This window comes from Bacillus shivajii (assembly GCF_020519665.1).
GTDB lineage: Bacteria > Bacillota > Bacilli > Bacillales > Salisediminibacteriaceae > Bacillus_CA > Bacillus_CA shivajii.
The window spans coordinates 94384-119477 of record NZ_CP084703.1 but is presented as its reverse complement, the minus strand read 5'-3'; the positions used below and the strand labels follow the sequence as shown (position 1 = coordinate 119477).

13 protein-coding genes, 11 tRNA genes and 6 rRNA genes are annotated in these 25094 nt (G+C 45.0%); all 30 read right to left on the bottom strand.

Translation table 11 applies throughout. The features are described from left to right. Nucleotides 1-124: 124 nt before the first annotated feature. A 5S ribosomal RNA gene (rrf, locus tag LGQ02_RS00570) occupies nt 125-241 on the bottom strand. A gap of 83 nt (nt 242-324) precedes the next feature. Next, nucleotides 325-3260 (bottom strand): 23S ribosomal RNA (locus LGQ02_RS00565). Nucleotides 3261-3692: 432 nt separating this feature from the next. Continuing rightward, a 16S ribosomal RNA gene (locus LGQ02_RS00560) occupies nt 3693-5247 on the bottom strand. Between the two features lie 102 nt (nt 5248-5349). Next, nucleotides 5350-5425 (bottom strand) — tRNA-Ala (locus LGQ02_RS00555). Nucleotides 5426-5433: 8 nt separating this feature from the next. Further along, nucleotides 5434-5510: transfer RNA gene (locus LGQ02_RS00550), tRNA-Pro, on the bottom strand. Nucleotides 5511-5533: 23 nt separating this feature from the next. Continuing rightward, a tRNA-Arg gene (locus LGQ02_RS00545) sits at nt 5534-5610 on the bottom strand. A gap of 69 nt (nt 5611-5679) precedes the next feature. Further along, a tRNA-Leu gene (locus LGQ02_RS00540) sits at nt 5680-5768 on the bottom strand. Nucleotides 5769-5804: 36 nt separating this feature from the next. Beyond that, nucleotides 5805-5879, bottom strand: a tRNA-Gly gene (locus tag LGQ02_RS00535). A 4-nt stretch (nt 5880-5883) separates the two neighbouring features. Further along, a tRNA-Leu gene (locus LGQ02_RS00530) sits at nt 5884-5968 on the bottom strand. Between the two features lie 5 nt (nt 5969-5973). After that, nucleotides 5974-6049, bottom strand: a tRNA-Lys gene (locus tag LGQ02_RS00525). A gap of 13 nt (nt 6050-6062) precedes the next feature. Next, a tRNA-Thr gene (locus LGQ02_RS00520) sits at nt 6063-6138 on the bottom strand. Between the two features lie 8 nt (nt 6139-6146). Continuing rightward, nucleotides 6147-6222 (bottom strand) — tRNA-Val (locus LGQ02_RS00515). A gap of 10 nt (nt 6223-6232) precedes the next feature. Beyond that, nucleotides 6233-6349, bottom strand: a 5S ribosomal RNA gene (rrf, locus tag LGQ02_RS00510). A gap of 83 nt (nt 6350-6432) precedes the next feature. Beyond that, nucleotides 6433-9368, bottom strand: a 23S ribosomal RNA gene (locus tag LGQ02_RS00505). Nucleotides 9369-9656: 288 nt separating this feature from the next. Beyond that, nucleotides 9657-9732 (bottom strand) — tRNA-Ala (locus tag LGQ02_RS00500). Between the two features lie 17 nt (nt 9733-9749). After that, nucleotides 9750-9826, bottom strand: a tRNA-Ile gene (locus tag LGQ02_RS00495). A gap of 109 nt (nt 9827-9935) precedes the next feature. Next, a 16S ribosomal RNA gene (locus LGQ02_RS00490) occupies nt 9936-11490 on the bottom strand. The 16S, 23S and 5S rRNA genes sit together here with 11 tRNA genes alongside, the layout of an rRNA operon. 1370 nt (nt 11491-12860) lie before the next feature. Further along, nucleotides 12861-14303 carry a lysine--tRNA ligase gene (gene lysS / locus LGQ02_RS00485; protein ID WP_264184017.1) on the bottom strand — a complete coding sequence of 481 codons (1443 nt, stop codon included), beginning with the start codon at nt 14301-14303 and terminating at the stop codon, nt 12861-12863. 218 nt (nt 14304-14521) lie between these two features. Continuing rightward, nucleotides 14522-15532, bottom strand: a complete 1011-nt coding sequence (gene dusB, locus LGQ02_RS00480; protein WP_226516337.1) for a tRNA dihydrouridine synthase DusB — start codon at nt 15530-15532, stop codon at nt 14522-14524. Nucleotides 15533-15550: 18 nt separating this feature from the next. After that, complete coding sequence (locus LGQ02_RS00475; RefSeq protein ID WP_226516336.1) at nt 15551-15757, bottom strand: helix-turn-helix domain-containing protein; 207 nt, start codon at nt 15755-15757, stop codon at nt 15551-15553. Next, nucleotides 15709-16263, bottom strand: a complete 555-nt coding sequence (folK, locus tag LGQ02_RS00470; RefSeq protein WP_226516335.1) for a 2-amino-4-hydroxy-6-hydroxymethyldihydropteridine diphosphokinase — start codon at nt 16261-16263, stop codon at nt 15709-15711. The genes LGQ02_RS00475 and folK overlap by 49 nt, the downstream gene beginning before the upstream one ends. After that, the gene (gene folB, locus LGQ02_RS00465; protein ID WP_226516334.1) at nt 16263-16625 is read right to left on the bottom strand and encodes a dihydroneopterin aldolase; all 363 of its coding nucleotides are present in this window, start codon (nt 16623-16625) and stop codon (nt 16263-16265) included. Before folB ends, folK begins: the two co-directional genes overlap by 1 nt. A 24-nt stretch (nt 16626-16649) precedes the next feature. Then, nucleotides 16650-17498, bottom strand: coding sequence for a dihydropteroate synthase (gene folP, locus LGQ02_RS00460; protein WP_226516333.1), 849 nt, complete (start codon nt 17496-17498; stop codon nt 16650-16652). A 5-nt stretch (nt 17499-17503) separates the two neighbouring features. Next, complete coding sequence (pabC, locus tag LGQ02_RS00455; protein ID WP_226516332.1) at nt 17504-18373, bottom strand: aminodeoxychorismate lyase; 870 nt, start codon at nt 18371-18373, stop codon at nt 17504-17506. Further along, nucleotides 18358-18954, bottom strand: coding sequence for an aminodeoxychorismate/anthranilate synthase component II (gene pabA / locus LGQ02_RS00450; protein WP_226516331.1), 597 nt, complete (start codon nt 18952-18954; stop codon nt 18358-18360). Before pabA ends, pabC begins: the two co-directional genes overlap by 16 nt. A 2-nt stretch (nt 18955-18956) precedes the next feature. After that, on the bottom strand, nt 18957-20408 hold the full coding sequence (locus tag LGQ02_RS00445) for an anthranilate synthase component I family protein (RefSeq protein WP_226516330.1): 1452 nt from the start codon (nt 20406-20408) through the stop codon (nt 18957-18959). 211 nt (nt 20409-20619) lie between these two features. After that, the gene (hslO, locus tag LGQ02_RS00440) at nt 20620-21507 is read right to left on the bottom strand and encodes an Hsp33 family molecular chaperone HslO (protein WP_226516329.1); all 888 of its coding nucleotides are present in this window, start codon (nt 21505-21507) and stop codon (nt 20620-20622) included. A gap of 81 nt (nt 21508-21588) precedes the next feature. Continuing rightward, on the bottom strand, nt 21589-22359 hold the full coding sequence (locus LGQ02_RS00435; RefSeq protein WP_226516328.1) for a type III pantothenate kinase: 771 nt from the start codon (nt 22357-22359) through the stop codon (nt 21589-21591). 73 nt (nt 22360-22432) lie between these two features. Then, nucleotides 22433-24448 (bottom strand): ATP-dependent zinc metalloprotease FtsH, encoded by a 2016-nt coding sequence (gene ftsH, locus LGQ02_RS00430; RefSeq protein ID WP_226516327.1) that lies wholly within the window; start codon nt 24446-24448, stop codon nt 22433-22435. A gap of 70 nt (nt 24449-24518) precedes the next feature. Further along, nucleotides 24519-25058 carry a hypoxanthine phosphoribosyltransferase gene (gene hpt / locus LGQ02_RS00425; protein WP_226516326.1) on the bottom strand — a complete coding sequence of 180 codons (540 nt, stop codon included), beginning with the start codon at nt 25056-25058 and terminating at the stop codon, nt 24519-24521. Nucleotides 25059-25094 lie beyond the last annotated feature (36 nt).

The following is a 25094-nucleotide window of genomic DNA, read 5'->3' as shown; positions in this document are numbered from 1 at the left end:
GACGGTTGTTGCACAGGTTCTTTCCTTACTCAGATACCCTTTTTCCAAATAACAATTATTAGACGCATGGTCCTTCTCATTCGCAATACAAAAAAGACACCCTCTTTTGAAGGTGCCTTTGATTGCCCAGCAACGTCCTACTCTCACAGGGGGAGAGCCCCCAACTACCATCGGCGCTGGAGAGCTTAACTTCCGTGTTCGGCATGGGAACGGGTGTGACCTCTCCGCTATCGTCACTGGACTTATGAAATTGAGAAGTATTGTACTCTCAAAACTAGATAACATTTGACTGATGACCTTCGGTCTGAAGGTTAATGTAATACTTTGGTTAAGCCCTCGATCGATTAGTATCTCTCAGCTCCACGTGTTGCCACGCTTCCACATGAGACCTATCAACCTCATCATCTCTGAGGGATCTTACTCACTTGACGTGATGGGAAATCTCATCTTGAGGGGGGCTTCATGCTTAGATGCTTTCAGCACTTATCCCGTCCACACGTAGCTACCCAGCTATGCTCTTGGCAGAACAACTGGTACACCAGCGGTGTGTCCATCCCGGTCCTCTCGTACTAAGGACAGCTCCTCTCAAATTTCCTACGCCCGCGACGGATAGGGACCGAACTGTCTCACGACGTTCTGAACCCAGCTCGCGTACCGCTTTAATGGGCGAACAGCCCAACCCTTGGGACCTACTTCAGCCCCAGGATGCGATGAGCCGACATCGAGGTGCCAAACCTCCCCGTCGATGTGGACTCTTGGGAGAGATTAGCCTGTTATCCCCAGGGTAGCTTTTATCCGTTGAGCGACGGCCCTTCCATACGGTGCCGCCGGATCACTAAGCCCGACTTTCGTCCCTGCTCGACCTGTATGTCTCGCAGTCAAGCTCCCTTATGCCTTTGCACTCTGCGAATGATTTCCAACCATTCTGAGGGAACCTTTGGGCGCCTCCGTTACTTTTTAGGAGGCGACCGCCCCAGTCAAACTGCCCACCTGACACTGTCCCTGAACCGGATCACGGTCCGAGGTTAGAATTCCAGTACAGCCAGGGTAGTATCCCACCGACGCCTCCACCGAAGCTAGCGCTCCGGCTTCCAAGGCTCCTACCTATCCTGTACAAGCTGTACCAAAATCCAATATCAAGCTACAGTAAAGCTCCATGGGGTCTTTCCGTCCTGTCGCGGGTAACCTGCATCTTCACAGGTAATATAATTTCACCGGGTCTCTCGTTGAGACAGTGCCCAAATCGTTGCACCTTTCGTGCGGGTCGGAACTTACCCGACAAGGAATTTCGCTACCTTAGGACCGTTATAGTTACGGCCGCCGTTTACTGGGGCTTCAATTCAGAGCTTCTCCCTAATGGGATAACCCCTCCTCTTAACCTTCCAGCACCGGGCAGGTGTCAGCCCCTATACTTCGCCTTGCGGCTTGGCAGAGACCTGTGTTTTTGATAAACAGTCGTTTGGGCCTATTCACTGCGGCTCTCTCGGGCGTAAACCCTAATAGAGCACCCCTTCTCCCGAAGTTACGGGGTCATTTTGCCGAGTTCCTTAACGAGAGTTCTCCCGCGCGTCTTAGAATTCTCTTCCCGCCTACCTGTGTCGGTTTGCGGTACGGGCACCAGTCACCTCGCTAGAGGCTTTTCTAGGCAGTGTAGGATCAGGAACTTCGCTACTAAAATTTCGCTCGCCATCACAGCTCAGCCTTACGGTAAGCGGATTTACCTACTTACCAGCCTAACTGCTTGGACACGGACATCCAATGCCGTGCTTACCCTACCTTCCTGCGTCCCCCCATTGCTCAAATGGTGACGTGGTGGTACAGGAATTTCAACCTGTTTTCCATCGCCTACGCCTTTCGGCCTCGGCTTAGGTCCCGACTAACCCTGAGCGGACGAGCCTTCCTCAGGAAACCTTAGGCTTTCGACGGAGGGGATTCTCACCCCTCTTTTCGCTACTCATACCGGCATTCTCACTTCCAAGCGCTCCACCCATCCTCTCGGTTGAGCTTCAACGCCCTTGGAACGCTCCCCTACCACTGTCCGTAAGGACAATCCATAGCTTCGGTGATACGTTTAGCCCCGGTACATTTTCGGCGCAGAGTCACTCGACCAGTGAGCTATTACGCACTCTTTCAATGGTGGCTGCTTCTAAGCCAACATCCTGGTTGTCTAAGCAACTCCACATCCTTTTCCACTTAACGTATACTTGGGGACCTTAGCTGATGGTCTGGGCTGTTTCCCTCTTGACTACGGATCTTAGCACTCGCAGTCTGACTCCCGAGGATAAGTATTTGGCATTCGGAGTTTGACTGAATTCGGTAATCCTGTGGGGACCCCTAGTCCAATCAGTGCTCTACCTCCAATACTCTTCCCTCGAGGCTAGCCCTAAAGCTATTTCGGGGAGAACCAGCTATTTCCGAGTTCGATTGGCATTTCACCCCTACCCACACCTCATCCCCTCACTTTTCAACGTGAGTGGGTTCGGGCCTCCATCCAGTGTTACCTGGACTTCACCCTGGACATGGGTAGATCACACGGTTTCGGGTCTACAACCACGTACTCATTCGCCCTATTCAGACTCGCTTTCGCTGCGGCTCCGTCTCTTCAACTTAACCTTGCACGTAATCGTAACTCGCCGGTTCATTCTACAAAAGGCACGCCGTCACCCATTAACGGGCTCCGACTACTTGTAGGCACACGGTTTCAAGATCTCTTTCACTCCCCTCCCGGGGTGCTTTTCACCTTTCCCTCACGGTACTGGTTCACTATCGGTCACTAGGGAGTATTTAGCCTTGGGAGATGGTCCTCCCAGATTCCGACGGGGTTTCACGTGTCCCGCCGTACTCAGGATCCACTCCGGAGGAAACGAAGTTTCGACTACAGGGCTTTTACCTTGTCCCGCGGACCTTTCCAGGTCGCTTCATCTACTCCGTTTCTTTGTAACTCCGTATGGAGTGTCCTACAACCCCAAGAGGCAAGCCTCTTGGTTTGGGCTAGTTCCGTTTCGCTCGCCGCTACTCAGGAAATCGCATTTGCTTTCTCTTCCTCTGGGTACTAAGATGTTTCAGTTCCCCAGGTCTGCCTTCTCATACCCTATGTATTCAGGTATGGATACCACCTCATTACAGGTGGTGGGTTCCCCCATTCGGAAATCTCCGGATCAAAGCTTACTTACAGCTCCCCGGAGCATATCGGTGTTCGTCCCGTCCTTCTTCGGCTCCTAGTGCCAAGGCATTCGCCGTGCGCCCTTTCTAGCTTAACCACTTTGCGGCAGATAACCATCGGATTTCTGCGTCAGCTGCGATCTTCGAGATCCTCACGTACATGTTGTACGCTGTGGCCTCTCATCACTTGCTTCCTTGAACTCCTCGGTTCTCTTTGCAAACCAATATCATAATTGGTTTTACCACGTATGGCGTCATATTAACCTTCTAAGACACTCGGTTGTACTCTGTCGAATCCATTACTGAATTCGTTTCAAACAACCGGTGAAGATCAATCAGTCTATATCTGTTATCTAGTTTTCAAAGAACAACGACGCACAGGATGTGCTAGCTTCGGCGTTATCGCAGGACGCGATGTCTTTAGCCGAAGTTCCTTAAAATCCTTACGTCTTGAGAGATAAAAAATAACCTCTCAAAACTAAACAAAAAGCGCAAACGATCGATAAAGTAATGAGCTAATAGCTCCTTAGAAAGGAGGTGATCCATCCCCACCTTCCGGTAGGGATACCTTGTTACGACTTCACCCCAATCACCTGTCCCACCTTCGGCGGCTGGCTCCAAAAGGTTACCGCACCGACTTCGGGTGTTACAAGCTCTCGTGGTGTGACGGGCGGTGTGTACAAGGCCCGGGAACGTATTCACCGCGGCATGCTGATCCGCGATTACTAGCAATTCCGGCTTCATGCAGGCGAGTTGCAGCCTGCAATCCGAACTGAGAATGGCTTTATGGGATTCGCTCAACCTCGCGGTCTCGCTGCCCTTTGTACCATCCATTGTAGCACGTGTGTAGCCCAGGTCATAAGGGGCATGATGATTTGACGTCATCCCCACCTTCCTCCGGTTTGTCACCGGCAGTCACCTTAGAGTGCCCAACTAAATGCTGGCAACTAAGGTCAAGGGTTGCGCTCGTTGCGGGACTTAACCCAACATCTCACGACACGAGCTGACGACAACCATGCACCACCTGTCACTCTGTCCCCCGAAGGGGAAAGCCCTATCTCTAGGGTTGTCAGAGGATGTCAAGACCTGGTAAGGTTCTTCGCGTTGCTTCGAATTAAACCACATGCTCCACTGCTTGTGCGGGCCCCCGTCAATTCCTTTGAGTTTCAGCCTTGCGGCCGTACTCCCCAGGCGGAGTGCTTAATGTGTTAACTTCGGCACTAAGGGCATCGAAACCCCTAACACCTAGCACTCAACGTTTACGGCGTGGACTACCAGGGTATCTAATCCTGTTTGCTCCCCACGCTTTCGCGCCTCAGCGTCAGTTGTAGGCCAGAAAGTCGCCTTCGCCACTGGTGTTCCTCCACATATCTACGCATTTCACCGCTACACGTGGAATTCCACTTTCCTCTCCTACACTCAAGTCCCCCAGTTTCCAATGACCCTCCACGGTTGAGCCGTGGGCTTTCACATCAGACTTAAGAGACCGCCTGCGCGCGCTTTACGCCCAATAATTCCGGACAACGCTTGCCCCCTACGTATTACCGCGGCTGCTGGCACGTAGTTAGCCGGGGCTTTCTGGTTAGGTACCGTCAAGGTGCCGCCCTATTCGAACGGCACTTGTTCTTCCCTAACAACAGAGCTTTACAATCCGAAGACCGTCATCACTCACGCGGCGTTGCACCGTCAGGCTTTCGCCCATTGCGGATGATTCCCTACTGCTGCCTCCCGTAGGAGTCTGGACCGTGTCTCAGTTCCAGTGTGGCCGATCACCCTCTCAGGTCGGCTACGCATCGTCGCCTTGGTAAGCTCTTACCTCACCAACTAGCTAATGCGCCGCGGGCCCATCTTACAGTGTTAGGATAAATCCCAACTTTTACAATAGAGTCATGCGACTCTATTGGTCATCTGGTATTAGCCCCGGTTTCCCGGAGTTATCCCAGTCTGTAAGGCAGGTTGCCCACGTGTTACTCACCCGTCCGCCGCTGACCTCATAAAAGTAAACTTTTAATTGGTCCGCTCGACTTGCATGTATTAGGCACGCCGCCAGCGTTCGTCCTGAGCCAGGATCAAACTCTCCAATAAAGTGAGTTTGATGTCTCTGACATCATAAGAAAATTTCATTGACGGGATATTTTCATATCCCATTTCGCTTGGCTTTTTGTTTAGTTTTCAAAGGTCAATACTTGGTGGAGCCTAGCGGGATCGAACCGCTGACCTCCTGCGTGCAAAGCAGGCGCTCTCCCAGCTGAGCTAAGGCCCCATTTAAGATGGTCGGGAAGACAGGATTTGAACCTGCGACCCCTTGGTCCCAAACCAAGTGCTCTGCCAAGCTGAGCTACTTCCCGTTTTATTTATGCAAATTATAAATTGGCGCGCCCGAGAGGAGTCGAACCCCTAACCTTTTGATCCGTAGTCAAACGCTCTATCCAATTGAGCTACGGGCGCATTTTTTTAGCAGCATTTGATATGTTATCAAGGACAAATCAATTTGTCAATAGCTTTCAAAAATAAAAATGGTGCCGAGGGCCGGACTTGAACCGGCACGGTAGTCACCTACCGCAGGATTTTAAGTCCTGTGTGTCTGCCAATTCCACCACCCCGGCAGGACTTTGAAAACTATATTTTACTAAAAGAAATTATGGAGCGGAAGACGAGATTCGAACTCGCGACCCCCACCTTGGCAAGGTGGTGTTCTACCACTGAACTACTTCCGCGAATTGGTGCGGGTGGAGGGAGTCGAACCCCCACGTCATAAGACACTAGATCCTAAGTCTAGCGCGTCTGCCAATTCCGCCACACCCGCATAAATGGTGAGCCATGAAGGACTCGAACCTTCGACCCTCTGATTAAAAGTCAGATGCTCTACCAACTGAGCTAATGGCTCTTAAATTTTAAAGTGGTGCTGGCCAGAGGACTTGAACCCCCAACCTACTGATTACAAGTCAGTTGCTCTACCAATTGAGCTAGGCCAGCATAATATATGGTGGAGGATGGCGGGCTCGAACCACCGACCCCTTGCTTGTAAGGCAAGTGCTCTCCCAACTGAGCTAATCCTCCATTTTTAATCGCCCAGCAACGTCCTACTCTCACAGGGGGAGAGCCCCCAACTACCATCGGCGCTGGAGAGCTTAACTTCCGTGTTCGGCATGGGAACGGGTGTGACCTCTCCGCTATCGTCACTGGACTTATGAAATTGAGAAGTATTGTACTCTCAAAACTAGATAACATTTGACTGATGACCTTCGGTCTGAAGGTTAATGTAATACTTTGGTTAAGCCCTCGATCGATTAGTATCTCTCAGCTCCACGTGTTGCCACGCTTCCACATGAGACCTATCAACCTCATCTTCTCTGAGGGATCTTACTCACTTGACGTGATGGGAAATCTCATCTTGAGGGGGGCTTCATGCTTAGATGCTTTCAGCACTTATCCCGTCCACACGTAGCTACCCAGCTATGCTCTTGGCAGAACAACTGGTACACCAGCGGTGTGTCCATCCCGGTCCTCTCGTACTAAGGACAGCTCCTCTCAAATTTCCTACGCCCGCGACGGATAGGGACCGAACTGTCTCACGACGTTCTGAACCCAGCTCGCGTACCGCTTTAATGGGCGAACAGCCCAACCCTTGGGACCTACTTCAGCCCCAGGATGCGATGAGCCGACATCGAGGTGCCAAACCTCCCCGTCGATGTGGACTCTTGGGAGAGATTAGCCTGTTATCCCCAGGGTAGCTTTTATCCGTTGAGCGACGGCCCTTCCATACGGTGCCGCCGGATCACTAAGCCCGACTTTCGTCCCTGCTCGACCTGTATGTCTCGCAGTCAAGCTCCCTTATGCCTTTGCACTCTGCGAATGATTTCCAACCATTCTGAGGGAACCTTTGGGCGCCTCCGTTACTTTTTAGGAGGCGACCGCCCCAGTCAAACTGCCCACCTGACACTGTCCCTGAACCGGATCACGGTCCGAGGTTAGAATTCCAGTACAGCCAGGGTAGTATCCCACCGACGCCTCCACCGAAGCTAGCGCTCCGGCTTCCAAGGCTCCTACCTATCCTGTACAAGCTGTACCAAAATCCAATATCAAGCTACAGTAAAGCTCCATGGGGTCTTTCCGTCCTGTCGCGGGTAACCTGCATCTTCACAGGTAATATAATTTCACCGGGTCTCTCGTTGAGACAGTGCCCAAATCGTTGCACCTTTCGTGCGGGTCGGAACTTACCCGACAAGGAATTTCGCTACCTTAGGACCGTTATAGTTACGGCCGCCGTTTACTGGGGCTTCAATTCAGAGCTTCTCCCTAATGGGATAACCCCTCCTCTTAACCTTCCAGCACCGGGCAGGTGTCAGCCCCTATACTTCGCCTTGCGGCTTGGCAGAGACCTGTGTTTTTGATAAACAGTCGTTTGGGCCTATTCACTGCGGCTCTCTCGGGCGTAAACCCTAATAGAGCACCCCTTCTCCCGAAGTTACGGGGTCATTTTGCCGAGTTCCTTAACGAGAGTTCTCCCGCGCGTCTTAGAATTCTCTTCCCGCCTACCTGTGTCGGTTTGCGGTACGGGCACCAGTCACCTCGCTAGAGGCTTTTCTAGGCAGTGTAGGATCAGGAACTTCGCTACTAAAATTTCGCTCGCCATCACAGCTCAGCCTTACGGTAAGCGGATTTACCTACTTACCAGCCTAACTGCTTGGACACGGACATCCAATGCCGTGCTTACCCTACCTTCCTGCGTCCCCCCATTGCTCAAATGGTGACGTGGTGGTACAGGAATTTCAACCTGTTTTCCATCGCCTACGCCTTTCGGCCTCGGCTTAGGTCCCGACTAACCCTGAGCGGACGAGCCTTCCTCAGGAAACCTTAGGCTTTCGACGGAGGGGATTCTCACCCCTCTTTTCGCTACTCATACCGGCATTCTCACTTCCAAGCGCTCCACCCATCCTCTCGGTTGAGCTTCAACGCCCTTGGAACGCTCCCCTACCACTGTCCGTAAGGACAATCCATAGCTTCGGTGATACGTTTAGCCCCGGTACATTTTCGGCGCAGAGTCACTCGACCAGTGAGCTATTACGCACTCTTTCAATGGTGGCTGCTTCTAAGCCAACATCCTGGTTGTCTAAGCAACTCCACATCCTTTTCCACTTAACGTATACTTGGGGACCTTAGCTGATGGTCTGGGCTGTTTCCCTCTTGACTACGGATCTTAGCACTCGCAGTCTGACTCCCGAGGATAAGTATTTGGCATTCGGAGTTTGACTGAATTCGGTAATCCTGTGGGGACCCCTAGTCCAATCAGTGCTCTACCTCCAATACTCTTCCCTCGAGGCTAGCCCTAAAGCTATTTCGGGGAGAACCAGCTATTTCCGAGTTCGATTGGCATTTCACCCCTACCCACACCTCATCCCCTCACTTTTCAACGTGAGTGGGTTCGGGCCTCCATCCAGTGTTACCTGGACTTCACCCTGGACATGGGTAGATCACACGGTTTCGGGTCTACAACCACGTACTCATTCGCCCTATTCAGACTCGCTTTCGCTGCGGCTCCGTCTCTTCAACTTAACCTTGCACGTAATCGTAACTCGCCGGTTCATTCTACAAAAGGCACGCCGTCACCCATTAACGGGCTCCGACTACTTGTAGGCACACGGTTTCAAGATCTCTTTCACTCCCCTCCCGGGGTGCTTTTCACCTTTCCCTCACGGTACTGGTTCACTATCGGTCACTAGGGAGTATTTAGCCTTGGGAGATGGTCCTCCCAGATTCCGACGGGGTTTCACGTGTCCCGCCGTACTCAGGATCCACTCCGGAGGAAACGAAGTTTCGACTACAGGGCTTTTACCTTGTCCCGCGGACCTTTCCAGGTCGCTTCATCTACTCCGTTTCTTTGTAACTCCGTATGGAGTGTCCTACAACCCCAAGAGGCAAGCCTCTTGGTTTGGGCTAGTTCCGTTTCGCTCGCCGCTACTCAGGAAATCGCATTTGCTTTCTCTTCCTCTGGGTACTAAGATGTTTCAGTTCCCCAGGTCTGCCTTCTCATACCCTATGTATTCAGGTATGGATACCACCTCATTACAGGTGGTGGGTTCCCCCATTCGGAAATCTCCGGATCAAAGCTTACTTACAGCTCCCCGGAGCATATCGGTGTTCGTCCCGTCCTTCTTCGGCTCCTAGTGCCAAGGCATTCGCCGTGCGCCCTTTCTAGCTTAACCACTTTGCGGCAGATAACCATCGGATTTCTGCGTCAGCTGCGATCTTCGAGATCCTCACGTACATGTTGTACGCTGTGGCCTCTCATCACTTGCTTCCTTGAACTCCTCGGTTCTCTTTGCAAACCAATATCATAATTGGTTTTACCACGTATGGCGTCATATTAACCTTCTAAGACACTCGGTTGTACTCTGTCGAATCCATTACTGAATTCGTTTCAAACAACCGGTGAAGATCAATCAGTCTATATCTGTTATCTAGTTTTCAAAGAACAAAAAGAAATAAAAGTATGGTGGAGCCTAGCGGGATCGAACCGCTGACCTCCTGCGTGCAAAGCAGGCGCTCTCCCAGCTGAGCTAAGGCCCCGTTAATTTGAGGATATATGGTGGGCCTGAGTGGACTCGAACCACCGACCTCACGCTTATCAGGCGTGCGCTCTAACCAGCTGAGCTACAGGCCCCCTTAATTAAGGGGATTCCATATTACTTGCATATTTTGAGAGTGTAATCTCTCAAAACTAAACAAAAAGCGCAAACGATCGATAAAGTAATGAGCTAATAGCTCCTTAGAAAGGAGGTGATCCATCCCCACCTTCCGGTAGGGATACCTTGTTACGACTTCACCCCAATCACCTGTCCCACCTTCGGCGGCTGGCTCCAAAAGGTTACCGCACCGACTTCGGGTGTTACAAGCTCTCGTGGTGTGACGGGCGGTGTGTACAAGGCCCGGGAACGTATTCACCGCGGCATGCTGATCCGCGATTACTAGCAATTCCGGCTTCATGCAGGCGAGTTGCAGCCTGCAATCCGAACTGAGAATGGCTTTATGGGATTCGCTCAACCTCGCGGTCTCGCTGCCCTTTGTACCATCCATTGTAGCACGTGTGTAGCCCAGGTCATAAGGGGCATGATGATTTGACGTCATCCCCACCTTCCTCCGGTTTGTCACCGGCAGTCACCTTAGAGTGCCCAACTAAATGCTGGCAACTAAGGTCAAGGGTTGCGCTCGTTGCGGGACTTAACCCAACATCTCACGACACGAGCTGACGACAACCATGCACCACCTGTCACTCTGTCCCCCGAAGGGGAAAGCCCTATCTCTAGGGTTGTCAGAGGATGTCAAGACCTGGTAAGGTTCTTCGCGTTGCTTCGAATTAAACCACATGCTCCACTGCTTGTGCGGGCCCCCGTCAATTCCTTTGAGTTTCAGCCTTGCGGCCGTACTCCCCAGGCGGAGTGCTTAATGTGTTAACTTCGGCACTAAGGGCATCGAAACCCCTAACACCTAGCACTCAACGTTTACGGCGTGGACTACCAGGGTATCTAATCCTGTTTGCTCCCCACGCTTTCGCGCCTCAGCGTCAGTTGTAGGCCAGAAAGTCGCCTTCGCCACTGGTGTTCCTCCACATATCTACGCATTTCACCGCTACACGTGGAATTCCACTTTCCTCTCCTACACTCAAGTCCCCCAGTTTCCAATGACCCTCCACGGTTGAGCCGTGGGCTTTCACATCAGACTTAAGAGACCGCCTGCGCGCGCTTTACGCCCAATAATTCCGGACAACGCTTGCCCCCTACGTATTACCGCGGCTGCTGGCACGTAGTTAGCCGGGGCTTTCTGGTTAGGTACCGTCAAGGTGCCGCCCTATTCGAACGGCACTTGTTCTTCCCTAACAACAGAGCTTTACAATCCGAAGACCGTCATCACTCACGCGGCGTTGCACCGTCAGGCTTTCGCCCATTGCGGATGATTCCCTACTGCTGCCTCCCGTAGGAGTCTGGACCGTGTCTCAGTTCCAGTGTGGCCGATCACCCTCTCAGGTCGGCTACGCATCGTCGCCTTGGTAAGCTCTTACCTCACCAACTAGCTAATGCGCCGCGGGCCCATCTTACAGTGTTAGGATAAATCCCAACTTTTACAATAGAGTCATGCGACTCTATTGGTCATCTGGTATTAGCCCCGGTTTCCCGGAGTTATCCCAGTCTGTAAGGCAGGTTGCCCACGTGTTACTCACCCGTCCGCCGCTGACCTCATAAAAGTAAACTTTTAATTGGTCCGCTCGACTTGCATGTATTAGGCACGCCGCCAGCGTTCGTCCTGAGCCAGGATCAAACTCTCCAATAAAGTGAGTTTGATGTCTCTGACATCATAAGAAAATTTCATTGACGGGATATTTTCATATCCCATTTCGCTTGGCTTTTTGTTTAGTTTTCAAAGGTCATACTCACATCTTGTCGTTCGGTGACGACTTGATTATCATAACACCTTGCGATGTCATTGTCAACATCTTTTTTGAAATGTTTTTTTGTAACTGCTCTTTGACAGCGACTTGAACATCATATCATTTCACCGATATGGTGTCAACATTTTTTTCGAAAGATATTTTTTGTTTGCGTCTGCCGTTTTCGGCGACAAGAAATAATATATCACGATAACACTTTAGTCTGCAACCCCCTAAAATAAATTTTTATATTTTTTGTTTCAACAAGATTATCTCTACTGCTTTGAATAGGCGTTAAGAGCGAACCACAGGCGAATCAAATCTTAAATAAGGCCTTTATATAAAATAACCATACTTATTTATATATATCCTATCTATTTTTCCTTCTAACTAGATTGTTTACGTAAACACTGTTGTTTTTTAGTTGTGTTCGCTAACGACGGACAGCTTACACCTCTATGCACAATTGTGACTTCCGTTTCATGCTTGGCTTGCATTCACGGTGTCTTCTTTGCTGTGGGTGTCGCAACCTATTCAGTCAAATCTTTTTTATTCATAAAAAGCAACACTCTTTACTTTCGACGAGTAACCGCAGGAGCACTCTTCACTTGCGACGAGTAACCGCAGGAGCACTCTTCACTTGCGACGAGTAACCGCAGGAGCACTCTTCACTTGCGACGAGTAACCGCAGGAGCACTCTTCACTTGCGACGAGTAACCGCAGAAGCAATTTTTTTAAAAAAAGAGCCATTAACTAAATCTCTATTTACCTATATACTTCGCTTCCCTTTGTCTTTAAAAATATTGAAGAAGCATACGCACAAAAAATGAACGTTATAAATAAGGCTCTGTTAAAATTGAGTGTTGATATTAAAAAGTGGAGATAAATATTAAAATACAATAATTTTTGATGAGCAAAGGTGACGACGCCAGCGAGAACAGCACGAGCGGAAAATCACCCAAAACGAAGCCATGTGAGTTTTGCGAAGTTGAGGCCGTGCCCGCGGCAAAGAAGACACCGTGAAAGCGAACGTAGTGAAGCTAGAATGGATGTCGCACTTGTGCCTATAGGTGCAAGCGTTCACCAAAAGCGAGTCACAAAATCAACAATAAGCTTTAACAGAGCTATAAATAAAAGCATTCATTGAGGCTGTCCAATGCTTACTACTGATATAACCGCTCAAACATAAAAATATAATCAGCTTCCTCGACGGTTATTTATCCTTTTTATCTTTTAAAAAAAGGAACACGATAATCGTGTTCCTTTTAGTGTATTATTCATCAGTTGTTTCTCTATGACGCATTTGAGGGAAGAGAAGGACATCACGGATCGACTGTGAGTTTGTTAATAACATAACAAGTCGGTCAATTCCGATTCCTAAACCTCCAGTTGGGGGCATGCCATACTCTAATGATTCTACAAAGTCCTCATCCATCATATGTGCCTCATCGTCACCTTGCTCACGCTCAACGAGTTGCGCTTCAAAACGTTCACGTTGATCGATTGGATCATTCAATTCTGTGAAGGCATTCGCATGTTCTCGGCCTACGATAAATAATTCAAATCTGTCTGTAAAGCGTGGGTCTTTTTCATTTTTCTTAGCAAGTGGTGAAATATCTACTGGATGGCCGAAAATGAACGTTGGCTGGATTAACTTCTCCTCAACAAAAGTTTCAAAGAATTCATTTACGACATGGCCGAATTTCATTGTATCTTTAACCGGTACATTATGTTCCTTCGCTAGAGCACGCGCTTCCTCATCGGACATTTCCTTCCAGAAGTCAACACCTGTGTGTTCCTTAATTGCATCTACCATGTGTACTCTTTTCCATTGTGGAGCGAGATCTACTTCATATTGTTCATACTGGACTTTAGTAGATCCTAAGACGTCTTGCGTAATGTGAGCAACTAAGCTTTCTGTAAGGGACATAATATCTTTATAATCAGCATATGCCTCATAAAGCTCAATCATCGTGAATTCTGGATTATGTCTTGTTGAGATTCCTTCGTTTCGGAAAACTCGTCCGATTTCATACACTTTTTCTAACCCACCAACAATGAGCCTCTTTAAGTGTAACTCAATTGCAATACGCATATATAATGTCATATCTAGAGCATTATGATGTGTGACAAATGGGCGAGCAGAAGCTCCACCAGCAATTGAATGCATTGTAGGTGTTTCTACCTCTAAATACCCTTGGTCATCTAAGTATCTACGCATCGATTGTAAGATTTTACTTCTTAATACGAATGTATCACGAACTTCTGGGTTTACAATTAAATCTAAGTAACGTTGACGGTAGCGTTGTTCCACATCTTTTAACCCGTGGTATTTGTCTGGTAATGGGCGTAATGACTTCGTCAACAGTTGAAAATCTTTTGCTTTTACAGATAGCTCGCCAACTTTCGTTTTGAAAACGACACCAGAGATTCCTACAATGTCTCCTATGTCAATACGATTAAAAAGATCGTATTGCTCTTCACCGACTTGATCCTTACGAACATAGATTTGGATTTGTCCAGAAAGGTCCTGAATGTGAGCAAACCCAGCTTTTCCTTTTCCACGCTTCGTCATCACACGTCCAGCAATTGTCACGGACACTTCATTTTCTTCTAACTCTTCTTTTGTTTGTTCATCGTAGCTTCCTCTCAACCCTTCAGCTGAGTGCGTTCTTTCAAAGCGCTGTCCAAATGGGTCGACTCCGAGATCTACCATTTCTTTTAATTTTTCACGACGTACCTGCAATTGGTCATTCAATTCGAGTTCTTGACTCACTCATACCATCTCCTAAAAATATGTTTAAGTAATCAATAACGAACATCTATCATTAAGTATAAATAAACTTTTCTATGAAGAAGAAAACTGCCAGCAATTCACTGGCAGTTCTGTCATATCTCAGAGGTATTATAGAAGTTTTCACACAGCATGTCAAATTAGCGACCTGCTACAGCAATTTCCTTTTCCTTTTCCTTTGCTTCTACAAGGTCGACAAATTCATATAATACACCAGCTAATTCATCGCGCTTTGTAATTGCGTTAATTTGATTACGTAGCTTAGATGAACCTCGCATGCCCTTAATATACCAAGCAGCATGTTTACGCATTTCCCTTACAGCGACGTCTTCGCCTTTTAAATCAATAAGTCGGTCCATGTGTAAAACACATACATCCATCTTTTCTCTAGCTGGAGGCTCCGGAATATTTTCTCCCGTTTCAAGGTAATGAATTGTACGGTATAGCATCCAAGGGTTTCCAAGTGCCGCCCTACCAATCATTACGCCATCAACGCCGGTCGTATCAAGCATTCTTCTTGCATCTTCTGGAGTTTTTACATCACCATTTCCGATAACAGGAATATTCACTGCGTCTTTTACTTCTTTAAGAATATTCCAGTCAGCCTCGCCTTCATACATTTGTACGCGAGTTCGCCCATGAAGTGCTACTGCTTTTCCTCCGGCTCTTTCTATTGCCCTAGCATTGTCAACTGCATAGATGTGATCTTCATCCCATCCCATACGCATTTTCACTGTTACTGGTTTATCAACTGCTTCTACGACGTACGAAACCATCTCATAAATCTTATTCGGATCTAAGAGCCATCTCGCACCGGCATCACATTTTGTGATTTTAGGGACCGGGCAGCCCATATTTATATCAATAATATCAGCATTCGTCTTTTTATCAACGATCTTTGCAGCTTCTACTAATGTATCTTTATCTCCGCCAAAAATTTGCAATGATAAAGGTTTCTCTCTTTCATCTACATAAAGCATCTTCATTGAACGTTCATTTTCATGGAGAATCGCTTTATCACTAACCATTTCAGCACATACAAGCCCTGCACCAAAGTCTTTAGCAATAAGGCGGAATGCTGGGTTACATACACCAGCCATCGGAGCTAAAACGACTTGGTTTTTCATTTCGATATCACCGATCTTAAGCATCTCATTCACCTCTTTTTGTTATTTTATTGATGTTAGTTCTTCGAGCGTAATATTTAATACGACTGTTATTTGCTCGATCATTTCATCAGAAGGCTTCCGGTTTCCCCGCTCTATTTCTCCGAGTACAGAAACAGAGATTTCTAAGTTTTTCGCTAGTTCCTCTTGTGTAAAGCCTTTTAGTTTTCGATAGGCCCGGATTCTTCTCCCCCAGATAAGCTCTTCCATACGTGTACACCCTCTTTGTCTGGTAATTCATCTATATAATCGTCAATTGTTTTGCCTGTTGAAAATGTTATGTCATTTTCTATCTCTTTTAGAGGTATAAGTACGAAACCTCTTGAAAACATTCTTGGGTGCGGAATTTGCAAGTGTTCCAAGTTTATATTTTCTTTATTATAGAGTAAAATGTCAAGGTCTATTGTACGTGGCCCCCACTTCATCACCCTTTTTCTTCCACCTTGACGCTCAACTTCTTCCAACTTATCTAGCAGTTGCTCCGGTGTGTATGTAGTTATGATTTTAATAACCATATTCAGAAAAGAGGCTTGATCTGTATAGCCAACTGGGGCTGTTTCATAAATCGATGAAGTTGAAACCACCTTCATATTTTCATCTGTTTTTAACAATGATACTGCTTCCATTAAATGGTCATACCTATCTTCTATATTTGACCCTAATGAGAGATATGAAACATTTGAAAATGCATTTGCATGCATGTTATTACTGAACATTATGATCTTTCCCTTCTAATTTCTACTGCAACTGAATCATAATGGCCCGGAATCGGTGGGTCTGGTTTTATTACCTTTATCGTCACAGCGTCAACCTTTTCAAAAGTATCTAATAAGCTGTTTGCAATCCTCTCTGTCAGAGTTTCAACAAGGTTGACAGGTTCACCTTCCATTACTTCCTTCACTTTGTTATACACTTCAGCGTAGTTGACAGTCTTATCTAAACGATCAGTTTCCCCAGCACCTTTTGTATCCATCTCGAGGATAACATCAGCAAAAAAGCGTTGCCCTAGTTTATTCTCTTCAGGAAATACACCGTGATACGCGTAAAATGCCATTCCGTTCACATAAATTTTATCCACTTTACCCCTCCTCATAAATTAAGATTAAACCGTTCGATCTTTTCCAATCATTACGTCCATCATTTTCACCATTCTTGCCATTTCTTTTACATCGTGCACACGTACAATGTCTGAACCTTTATCGATACCATAACAAACGGTAGCTCCAGTCCCTTCCATCCTTTCATCAACTGGAAGGTTTAATGTTTTTGCAATTAACGACTTTCGTGAAGTTCCTAGAAGAACTGGATAACCTAGTTTCGTAAACTCCTCAAGGTGTCTCATCACCAGTACATTATGTTCATACGTTTTCCCAAAGCCGATACCTGGATCAAGAATGATCTTTTCATCTTTCACCCCTGCCTTTAAACAGTTTTCAATACATTCATGAATATCACGTATTAGATCGTCCATTAAATGATTGTAATTTGGCTCTTCTCGGTTATGCATTAAAATGATTGGCACATCAAAGCTTGCTGCGACATCAGCCATCTCTGGATCGGCCTTCGTTCCCCAAACATCATTAATGATATTTGCCCCAGCTTCTAGCGCATGGCGGGCAACATTCGCTTTATAAGTGTCAATGGAGATTGGGATATTGACTTTTTCTCTGACAGCCGTTAGTGGCTCAATGATTCTTGCAAGTTCTTCTTCTTCTCCAACCTTTTTTGCCCCTGGTCTCGTTGATTCCCCACCTAAATCTATAATATCTACTCCATCTTCCACCATAGAAATCGCATGATTGACTGCTTTATTTGAATGATGGTAACGTCCTCCATCAGAAAATGAGTCTGGGGTAACATTTAATATTCCCATAACATACGTCTTTTTAGAAAAATCTAGTTCAAACCCATCCCATGTTATTTTTTCATGATGTTTATTGGCTTTTAACATGATATTCACGACCCTTTCGTTATTTCTTCTCTGCTCCATAATGTAGTCGTATACTTTCTGTATTCACATTGAAACATTTGAAAGACATCTCCCATTTTACTTGGAAGTGGATGGCCATCAATCGAAGATAGGGAGATAATTTCTTGAATAGAGTTAGTCACAAAGGCTTCGTCTGCATTTAGAATGTCAGATAATGAATATCTCCCTTCACAAACTTTAAAGCCTAATTTTGCAGCTAATGACATAATAAACATACGCGTAATACCATTTAACCCACCACACGTTAAATCAGGTGTGAAGAGAGTTTTCCCCTTTACCCAAAATATATTGGAGACCACACCTTCAGATATATAACCTTCTTCTGTTAAAAAGATCCCTTCCACTTTCGGATCCGCACCTGCTTCACGTTTTCCAACAATGTTATTTAAAAAGTGGTGTGATTTTAACCGTCTACTTGTTTCTGGAGTGTTGCGTCTTTGTTCTAATATCTTCCCCTTTTTCTTAACCGAAAACGATGGTGGTAAAGGTTTTACGAAAACAATTGTATTAGGATGGTCATATGGATCGGTCTTTAATCCAACCGGACTCTCTCCTCCAGAGACATTCCAGCGAAAATAACCATCCTTTAAGTCATTTCGTCCTAACAATTCATGAACAATTTCTACTACTTCGTTGCGATCATAAGGTTTGAGCTTAATACTTATCTCGGATGCGCTTTCATGTAAACGACGAAAATGGTCATCCAATAAAAAAGGATGACCCTCATAAGTACGAAACGTTTCAAACAAACCAACCCCATATAAAAAGCCATGGTCAAAAGGAGAGACTTTCGCTTCATTTGCCTTCACAAAATCTCCATTCATATAGAGGTACATGTCTTGTTAAACTCCTTATATTGCTCTAAAAAATTGCGTAACAGTTGCTTACCTTGACCTGTCATAATCGATTCTGGGTGAAACTGCACACCTTCAACCGGTAATTCACGGTGGCGAATAGCCATGATTTCTCCAGCACCAGTTTCAGAGGTGATTTCAAAACAGTTTGGCAACGTTTCACGTTCTACAATTAATGAGTGGTATCTTGTTGCGGTAAAAGGATTCGCAATACCTTTAAAAATCGTTTGATCCGTATGTTTCATTTCCGATGTTTTTCCATGCATCAGACGCTCAGCTCGAATTACTTTCCCTCCAAAAACTTGTGCAATGGATTGGTGACCTAAACAAACACCGAATACTGGGATTTTTCCTGCAAAATAACGTATCGCTTCTAGACTAATCCCCGCTTCATTTGGTGTACACGGACCTGGTGAAATCATTAAATAGTCTGGGTGCATCTCCTCGATCTCTTCAATCGTAATTTCATCGTTTCTTTTGACAATGAGTTCTTGTCCCATCTCTCCTAGATATTGCACAAGGTTATACGTGAATGAATCATAGTTATCAATCATTAAAATCATATTTACACTTCTCCCTCTCTGCTCATGCTCATTTTAGACCCAATCTCTTCTTCACTCAGCTCTTTCGCCTTCCATAATGCCCTCGCTTTTTTCAATGACTCTTTATACTCGGCACGCGGATTAGAATCAATGACAATCCCTGCTCCAGCTTGGACGTGAACAAGGTTATCTTTTACAACCATCGTACGAATCGTTATATTTAATTCCATATCACCATTATAACCAATCCACCCTAAAGAGCCAGTATACGCCCCTCGGCGAACGGGCTCTAACTCTTCAATTATTTCCATCGTGCGGATCTTTGGAGCGCCGGTAATCGTCCCTCCAGGAAACGTTGCCGCTACAACATCTAACGTATTATGTTGTTTTGCTTTAACCCCACGAACATTCGAAACAATATGCATGACATGTGAATACTTCTCAATAACCATCAGTTCATCGACTTCAACCGTACCATATTCACAGACTCGGCCAAGGTCGTTTCGCTCAAGGTCGACAAGCATGACATGCTCAGCACGCTCTTTCTCATTATTAATAAGTGTATCTGCAAGCTCTCGGTCTTCTTCATCATCTTTCCCGCGAGAACGGGTACCAGCAATAGGTCTAGTACTAACTTCTTCACCTTTCACTTTCACTAAAAGCTCTGGCGATGCACTGACATACTGCAAATCTGGAGTATGGAAATACCCCATATATGGTGATGGGTTAAGGTTTCTTAAACAACCATAGATATGCAGTGGGTGTGTCGTTACAGGTCTCGTTTCCCTAACTGATAAATTGACTTGGAAAACGTCCCCTGCTGCAATGTATTCCTTTGTTCTTTCAACAGCATCAGAAAAGCGTTCTTCTGAAAAAGAGCGAGTAATTTCCTCAATGTTCTTCTTATTATAACTCTTATGCTTATACCAATGTTCATTAGACGGAACTCCCTGCCACTGTTGTTCCATTTCCTCAAGAATAGCATCGTTCTCATTATTCTCAGCATCAATAATTGCAATAAACCAGATTACATCTTCTTTATGATCAATAACGACAACTTCATCGAATGCTAGAAAAAACAAGTCCTCTGTTTGTAAATCATCACTTGACTGTTCAGGAATCTCCTCAATTTGCCTAATTAAGTCATAACTAAACTGCCCAACAATTCCACTTTGAAAATCAGGCAGACCCTCATCTTTTTCTACTTCATACTGATTCAACCATTTATTCAAAGATGGTAAAAGTGGGCCTTCAATTATTTCTTCACTGCCATCCATTTCAATAATCAGCTTCTCACCTTTTCCTTTTAGTGTTGCCCAAGGTTCTAAACCAATAATTGAGTAACGACCACCACGACCACTTTCAAGTAATACGTGGTGAGACTTGTCCTTTGTTAACGATGTATATGTTTGAAACCAATCGGTTGTTATTTGTTGCAACGGCTTTTGTCGGCCAATAACTTTTCTAGTATTCATAATCATATCCCACCTCTAGGTGTATAAGTCAGACACTTTGCATCTCCAATCATTATACGATTGAAAAAACAAAGGCGCAAACGTTAATACGGGCATTCACTTACCTATATTGCCTTAGCATGAACATTACAATAATCTTAACTGAGACCATTCTAAACAACAAGAGCACTCCAGTGACTATTTTTGTCTTGGAGTGCTCATTTACGTTCCTCTATTCTTGTTTTCGCTTTTCCTCAAGAAGTCCTTCTAGTTCTACCTTTGTAAACGTATATGTTTCGTTACAGAAATGACAGTGTGTCTCTGCCCCTTCATCTTCTTCAATCATTAGTTTAATTTCACTCTCGTCTATACCGATGATTGCATTTCCAATGCGCTCTTTTGAACATTGACATTGAAATGCTACACCCATCTTATCTAATATACGAATATTTTCTTCCCCTAGTAACTTACTTAAAACATCTTCTGGTGTGAGACCATCTAGAATGAGTTGCGAAATCGGTGGTAACCCATTTAGCCTTTTTTCAACTTCGTTTATTGTCTCATCTGTAACGCCTGGCATCATTTGAATAATAAATCCACCAGCTGATGTAACGACTTCATCTTTATCAATAATAACACCTAGTGCGACAGATGATGGCGTTTGCTCTGAGGAGGCAAAATAGTAAGTGAAATCTTCAGCTAATTCCCCTGATACAAGCGGTACACTTCCTGTAAAGTGGTCTTTCATTCCGAGGTCTTTGACAACTGATAATGCCCCTTCATTTCCTACAGCAGCAGATACATTTAGTTTCCCATTATCTTTGCGTTCTGGATCTACATGAGGGTTTTTCACATAACCTCTTGCTTCACCGTTTGCATTTGCATCAATGATGATTGGACCTGCAGGACCGTTCCCCTCAATTTTAATTGTTAACTTTTCTTCACCTTTAAGCATCGCTCCCATCATCGTACCAGCAGAGAGAGCTCTACCTAATGCCGAAGTTACAGTCCGCCATGTATCATGCCTTCTTGCAGCCTCTTGTACCATTTCCGTTGATTTAATGGCATACGCCCTAACTGTTCCATCAAATGCTAATGCTTTTACTAAGTAATCACTCAACAATCAACACTCCTTTATTCATTCCTTAAATAAACGATATTCATATGCAACTTTTTTGCGCCTTCTCTTTAAACAGAGTTATCATTTACGATTATTTTTATCGTAAATGACCTTTAAACCTTTTACAGTTAATAAGGGATCTACAATGTCAATCATTTCAGTTTCAGAAGATATCAATTTTGCCAATCCACCAGTAGCAATAACAGTAGGAGATTTGTATGCTTTTTGCTTCATCCGTTCGACGATTCCTTCAACTTGTCCTACATAACCATATAAAAGACCGGCCTGCATCGCATCGACTGTATTTTTCCCAATAATATCTTTCCCTTGGGCAATTTCAATACGCGGTAATTTAGAAGCACGATTATACAATGCTTCAGATGATATCCGGATTCCTGGTGCAATTGCTCCTCCTATATATTGTCCTTTATCATCTATGTAACAATACGTCGTAGCAGTCCCAAAATCAACAATAATAAGCGGTGGACCATATAATTGGATCGCTGCAACTGCATTAACAATTCGGTCTGCACCAACTTCTTTAGGGTTATCATATTTTATATTCAAACCTGTCTTGATCCCTGGACCAATAACCTTTGGTGAAATGCGGAAGTATTTCTTACACATTGATTCTAACGTATACATAATCGGTGGAACAACAGAGGAGATCATTACGCCATCAATATCACTAAAGCGAAGACCTTCATGTTCAAATAAATTTTTTAACAGCATCGTATATTCATCTTCAGATTTCGTTGCATCTGTTCCAATTCGCCAATGGTATTTTAACTCTTCTTTTTCATATACCCCTAAAGCAATATTTGTATTCCCAACATCCATGACTAAAACCATATTCCCACCTCCTAAGAAGGCTAATAGTAATTTTTTCATATGAAAAGGGTGCCTGATGTAGACACCCCTTTAATCATTCGTCCTTTTTATTGTCGTTATTTTCAGTGTTACCGTCTTCTAGACGTTCGTCACTATCAGATTCACCCGACTCAGATGATTGAACATCAGCGTCAGTCTCTTTACGTTGAATGTTCACTTTCACATCACTATCGTCGCCAGGGCCACCATTTAGCTTTTTCGTCATATGGTGTTCATCAGGCAATTTCCCATCCTCAATTAACGACTTAATTTGCTGTGCATCAAGAGTTTCGTGTTCCATTAATGTATCAGCAACAAGTTTTAAGCTTTCAACGTTCTCCTCTAGAATTTGCTTACAACGCTCATAAGATTCTTTTAAGATACGTTGAACTTCTAAATCAATTTCATGTGCAATAGCATCACTGTAGTTTTGCTCATTGTTGATATCTCTTCCAAGGAATACTTCACCTTGAGAGCTACCAAATTGGATTGGTCCAAGTTTATCACTCATACCATATTCCATGACCATCTTACGAGCAATACCTGTTGCACGTTGAAAGTCATTATGAGCACCCGTACTCACTTCACCAAAGATAATTTCCTCAGCGACACGTCCACCTAACAAGCCGATAATCTTATCGATCAGTTCAGGTTTTGTCATGAAGTAACGGTCCTCTTTCGGAAGCATCATTGCATATCCGCCAGCTTGCCCCCTTGGAACAATGGTAACTTTATGAACCATGTCTGCACTTTCAAGCTTTACGCCGACGACAGTATGTCCCGCTTCATGGTGGGCAACGATATTCTTCTCTTTTTCAGAGATGACACGGCTCTTCTTAGACGGACCAGCAATTGTACGATCAATCGCTTCTTCAACTGCTTCCATATCGATCTTCTGTTTATTGGCACGAGCTGAGACTAATGCCGCCTCGTTTAAGAGGTTCTCTAAGTCTGCACCAGAGAAACCTGGTGTACGCTGTGCAATCGTTTTAAGATCAACATCATCTGCTAATGGTTTATTTTTCGCATGAACGTGTAGCACTTGTTCACGACCATTTACATCTGGACGACCAACCATAATTTGACGGTCAAAACGTCCCGGACGTAATAATGCAGGGTCTAGAATATCCGCACGGTTTGTCGCTGCAATTAAGATAATTCCTTCATTGACACCAAAACCGTCCATTTCAACTAATAATTGGTTTAATGTTTGTTCACCTTCGTCATGTCCTCCACCAAGACCGGCACCACGGCGACGACCCACTGCATCAATCTCATCAATAAAGATAATACATGGTGAATTTTTCTTTGCATTTTCAAAGAGATCACGTACACGAGAAGCACCGACACCAACAAACATCTCAACGAAGTCTGAACCACTGATTGAGAAGAATGGTACGCCTGCTTCACCTGCAACGGCACGAGCAAGAAGTGTCTTACCAGTACCTGGAGGTCCTACTAAAAGCACACCTTTAGGAATACGTGCACCAATATCTGAGAATTTACGAGGATCTTTTAAGAAATCAACAACCTCAACTAGTTCTTGTTTCTCTTCATCAGCACCTGCTACATCTTTAAAGCGTGCTTTCTTCTTATCCTCACTAACGAGTTTCGCTTTACTCTTACCAAAGTTCATCACTCGGCTTCCGCCACCTTGAGCTTGGCTCAGTAAGAAGAAGAAGAGGATGAAAATAATCACAAACGGAATCAACATAGTAAAGAAGTTTAACCAACCACTAGGCTCATCAGCTTGTTCAAAAACAAGGTCATTAATTCCTTGTCCACCATCTGTTGCCTGGATGACCACTTCTAAGAAGGATGGAAGGTCTGGGATGTTTACAATAAAGAACTGGTCTTCCTCAGCACCGACCTCTTGTCCTTGCACAACATAGACATCATTTTTTGGTTGAATATTTAATGAATCAATTTGTCCTGTTTCTAGGTATTCTTGAAATGTATCGAAAGTAATTTCCTGAGTCTCTTCTTGTGGGCTTTGGAAAATACTAACTACCCCAACAATGACTAAGAAAATCAATAAGTAAAATATCGTATTTCGAAATATTCGATTCATTCTTTACCTCCTCCCACGGCTAAATACACTTAGATAATCTTACCATATAATTGTCTTGCACTACAATAAATTAACTTTGATAAATCTCCGGCTTTAAAATACCGATATATGGGAGGTTTCGATATCGTTCAATATAATCGAGTCCATACCCAACAACAAATTCATCTGGAACTATAAAACCAGCCATATCTGGAACTAAGTCGACTTTACGTCCTTCTGGTTTATCTAATAGTGTAACCACTTTTACCGATTTTGCTTTACGATAGTGGAAAAGTTTCACAAGGTAACTTAACGTTAATCCACTGTCGATAATATCTTCAATTATAAGCACGTCACGACCTTCAACAGACGTGTTAAGGTCTTTGACAATCTTTACTTCACCTGAAGAAACCAATTCATGCCCATAACTTGATACATCCATTAAGTCCAGTTCAACGTGAGTATCGATCTTTTGGATTAAATCTCCCATGAATGGAAGTGACCCTTTTAATACACCGATTACGAGCGGGAACCTTCCTTCATATTCTTCCGTTAATTGCTTCCCTAATTCATCAACTTTTTGTTGAATTTCTTCCTCTGAGATCAACACTTCTTTAATATCATCTCTCATAACGTTTCCATAAACCTCCTAATTAAAATCTCTTTG

Coding starts and splice junctions, on each gene's coding strand:
- folK (WP_226516335.1), bottom strand. CDS start 16,263: ATGTTCAGTAATAACATGCATGCAAATGCATTTTCAAATGTTTCATAT.
- LGQ02_RS00475 (WP_226516336.1), bottom strand. CDS start 15,757: ATGGAAGAGCTTATCTGGGGGAGAAGAATCCGGGCCTATCGAAAACTA.
- folP (WP_226516333.1), bottom strand. CDS start 17,498: ATGTTAAAAGCCAATAAACATCATGAAAAAATAACATGGGATGGGTTT.
- ftsH (WP_226516327.1), bottom strand. CDS start 24,448: ATGAATCGAATATTTCGAAATACGATATTTTACTTATTGATTTTCTTA.
- pabA (WP_226516331.1), bottom strand. CDS start 18,954: ATGATTTTAATGATTGATAACTATGATTCATTCACGTATAACCTTGTG.
- dusB (WP_226516337.1), bottom strand. CDS start 15,532: ATGCTTAAGATCGGTGATATCGAAATGAAAAACCAAGTCGTTTTAGCT.
- LGQ02_RS00445 (WP_226516330.1), bottom strand. CDS start 20,408: ATGAATACTAGAAAAGTTATTGGCCGACAAAAGCCGTTGCAACAAATA.
- pabC (WP_226516332.1), bottom strand. CDS start 18,373: ATGTACCTCTATATGAATGGAGATTTTGTGAAGGCAAATGAAGCGAAA.
- LGQ02_RS00435 (WP_226516328.1), bottom strand. CDS start 22,359: ATGGTTTTAGTCATGGATGTTGGGAATACAAATATTGCTTTAGGGGTA.
- lysS (WP_264184017.1), bottom strand. CDS start 14,303: ATGGTAGATCTCGGAGTCGACCCATTTGGACAGCGCTTTGAAAGAACG.
- hpt (WP_226516326.1), bottom strand. CDS start 25,058: ATGAGAGATGATATTAAAGAAGTGTTGATCTCAGAGGAAGAAATTCAA.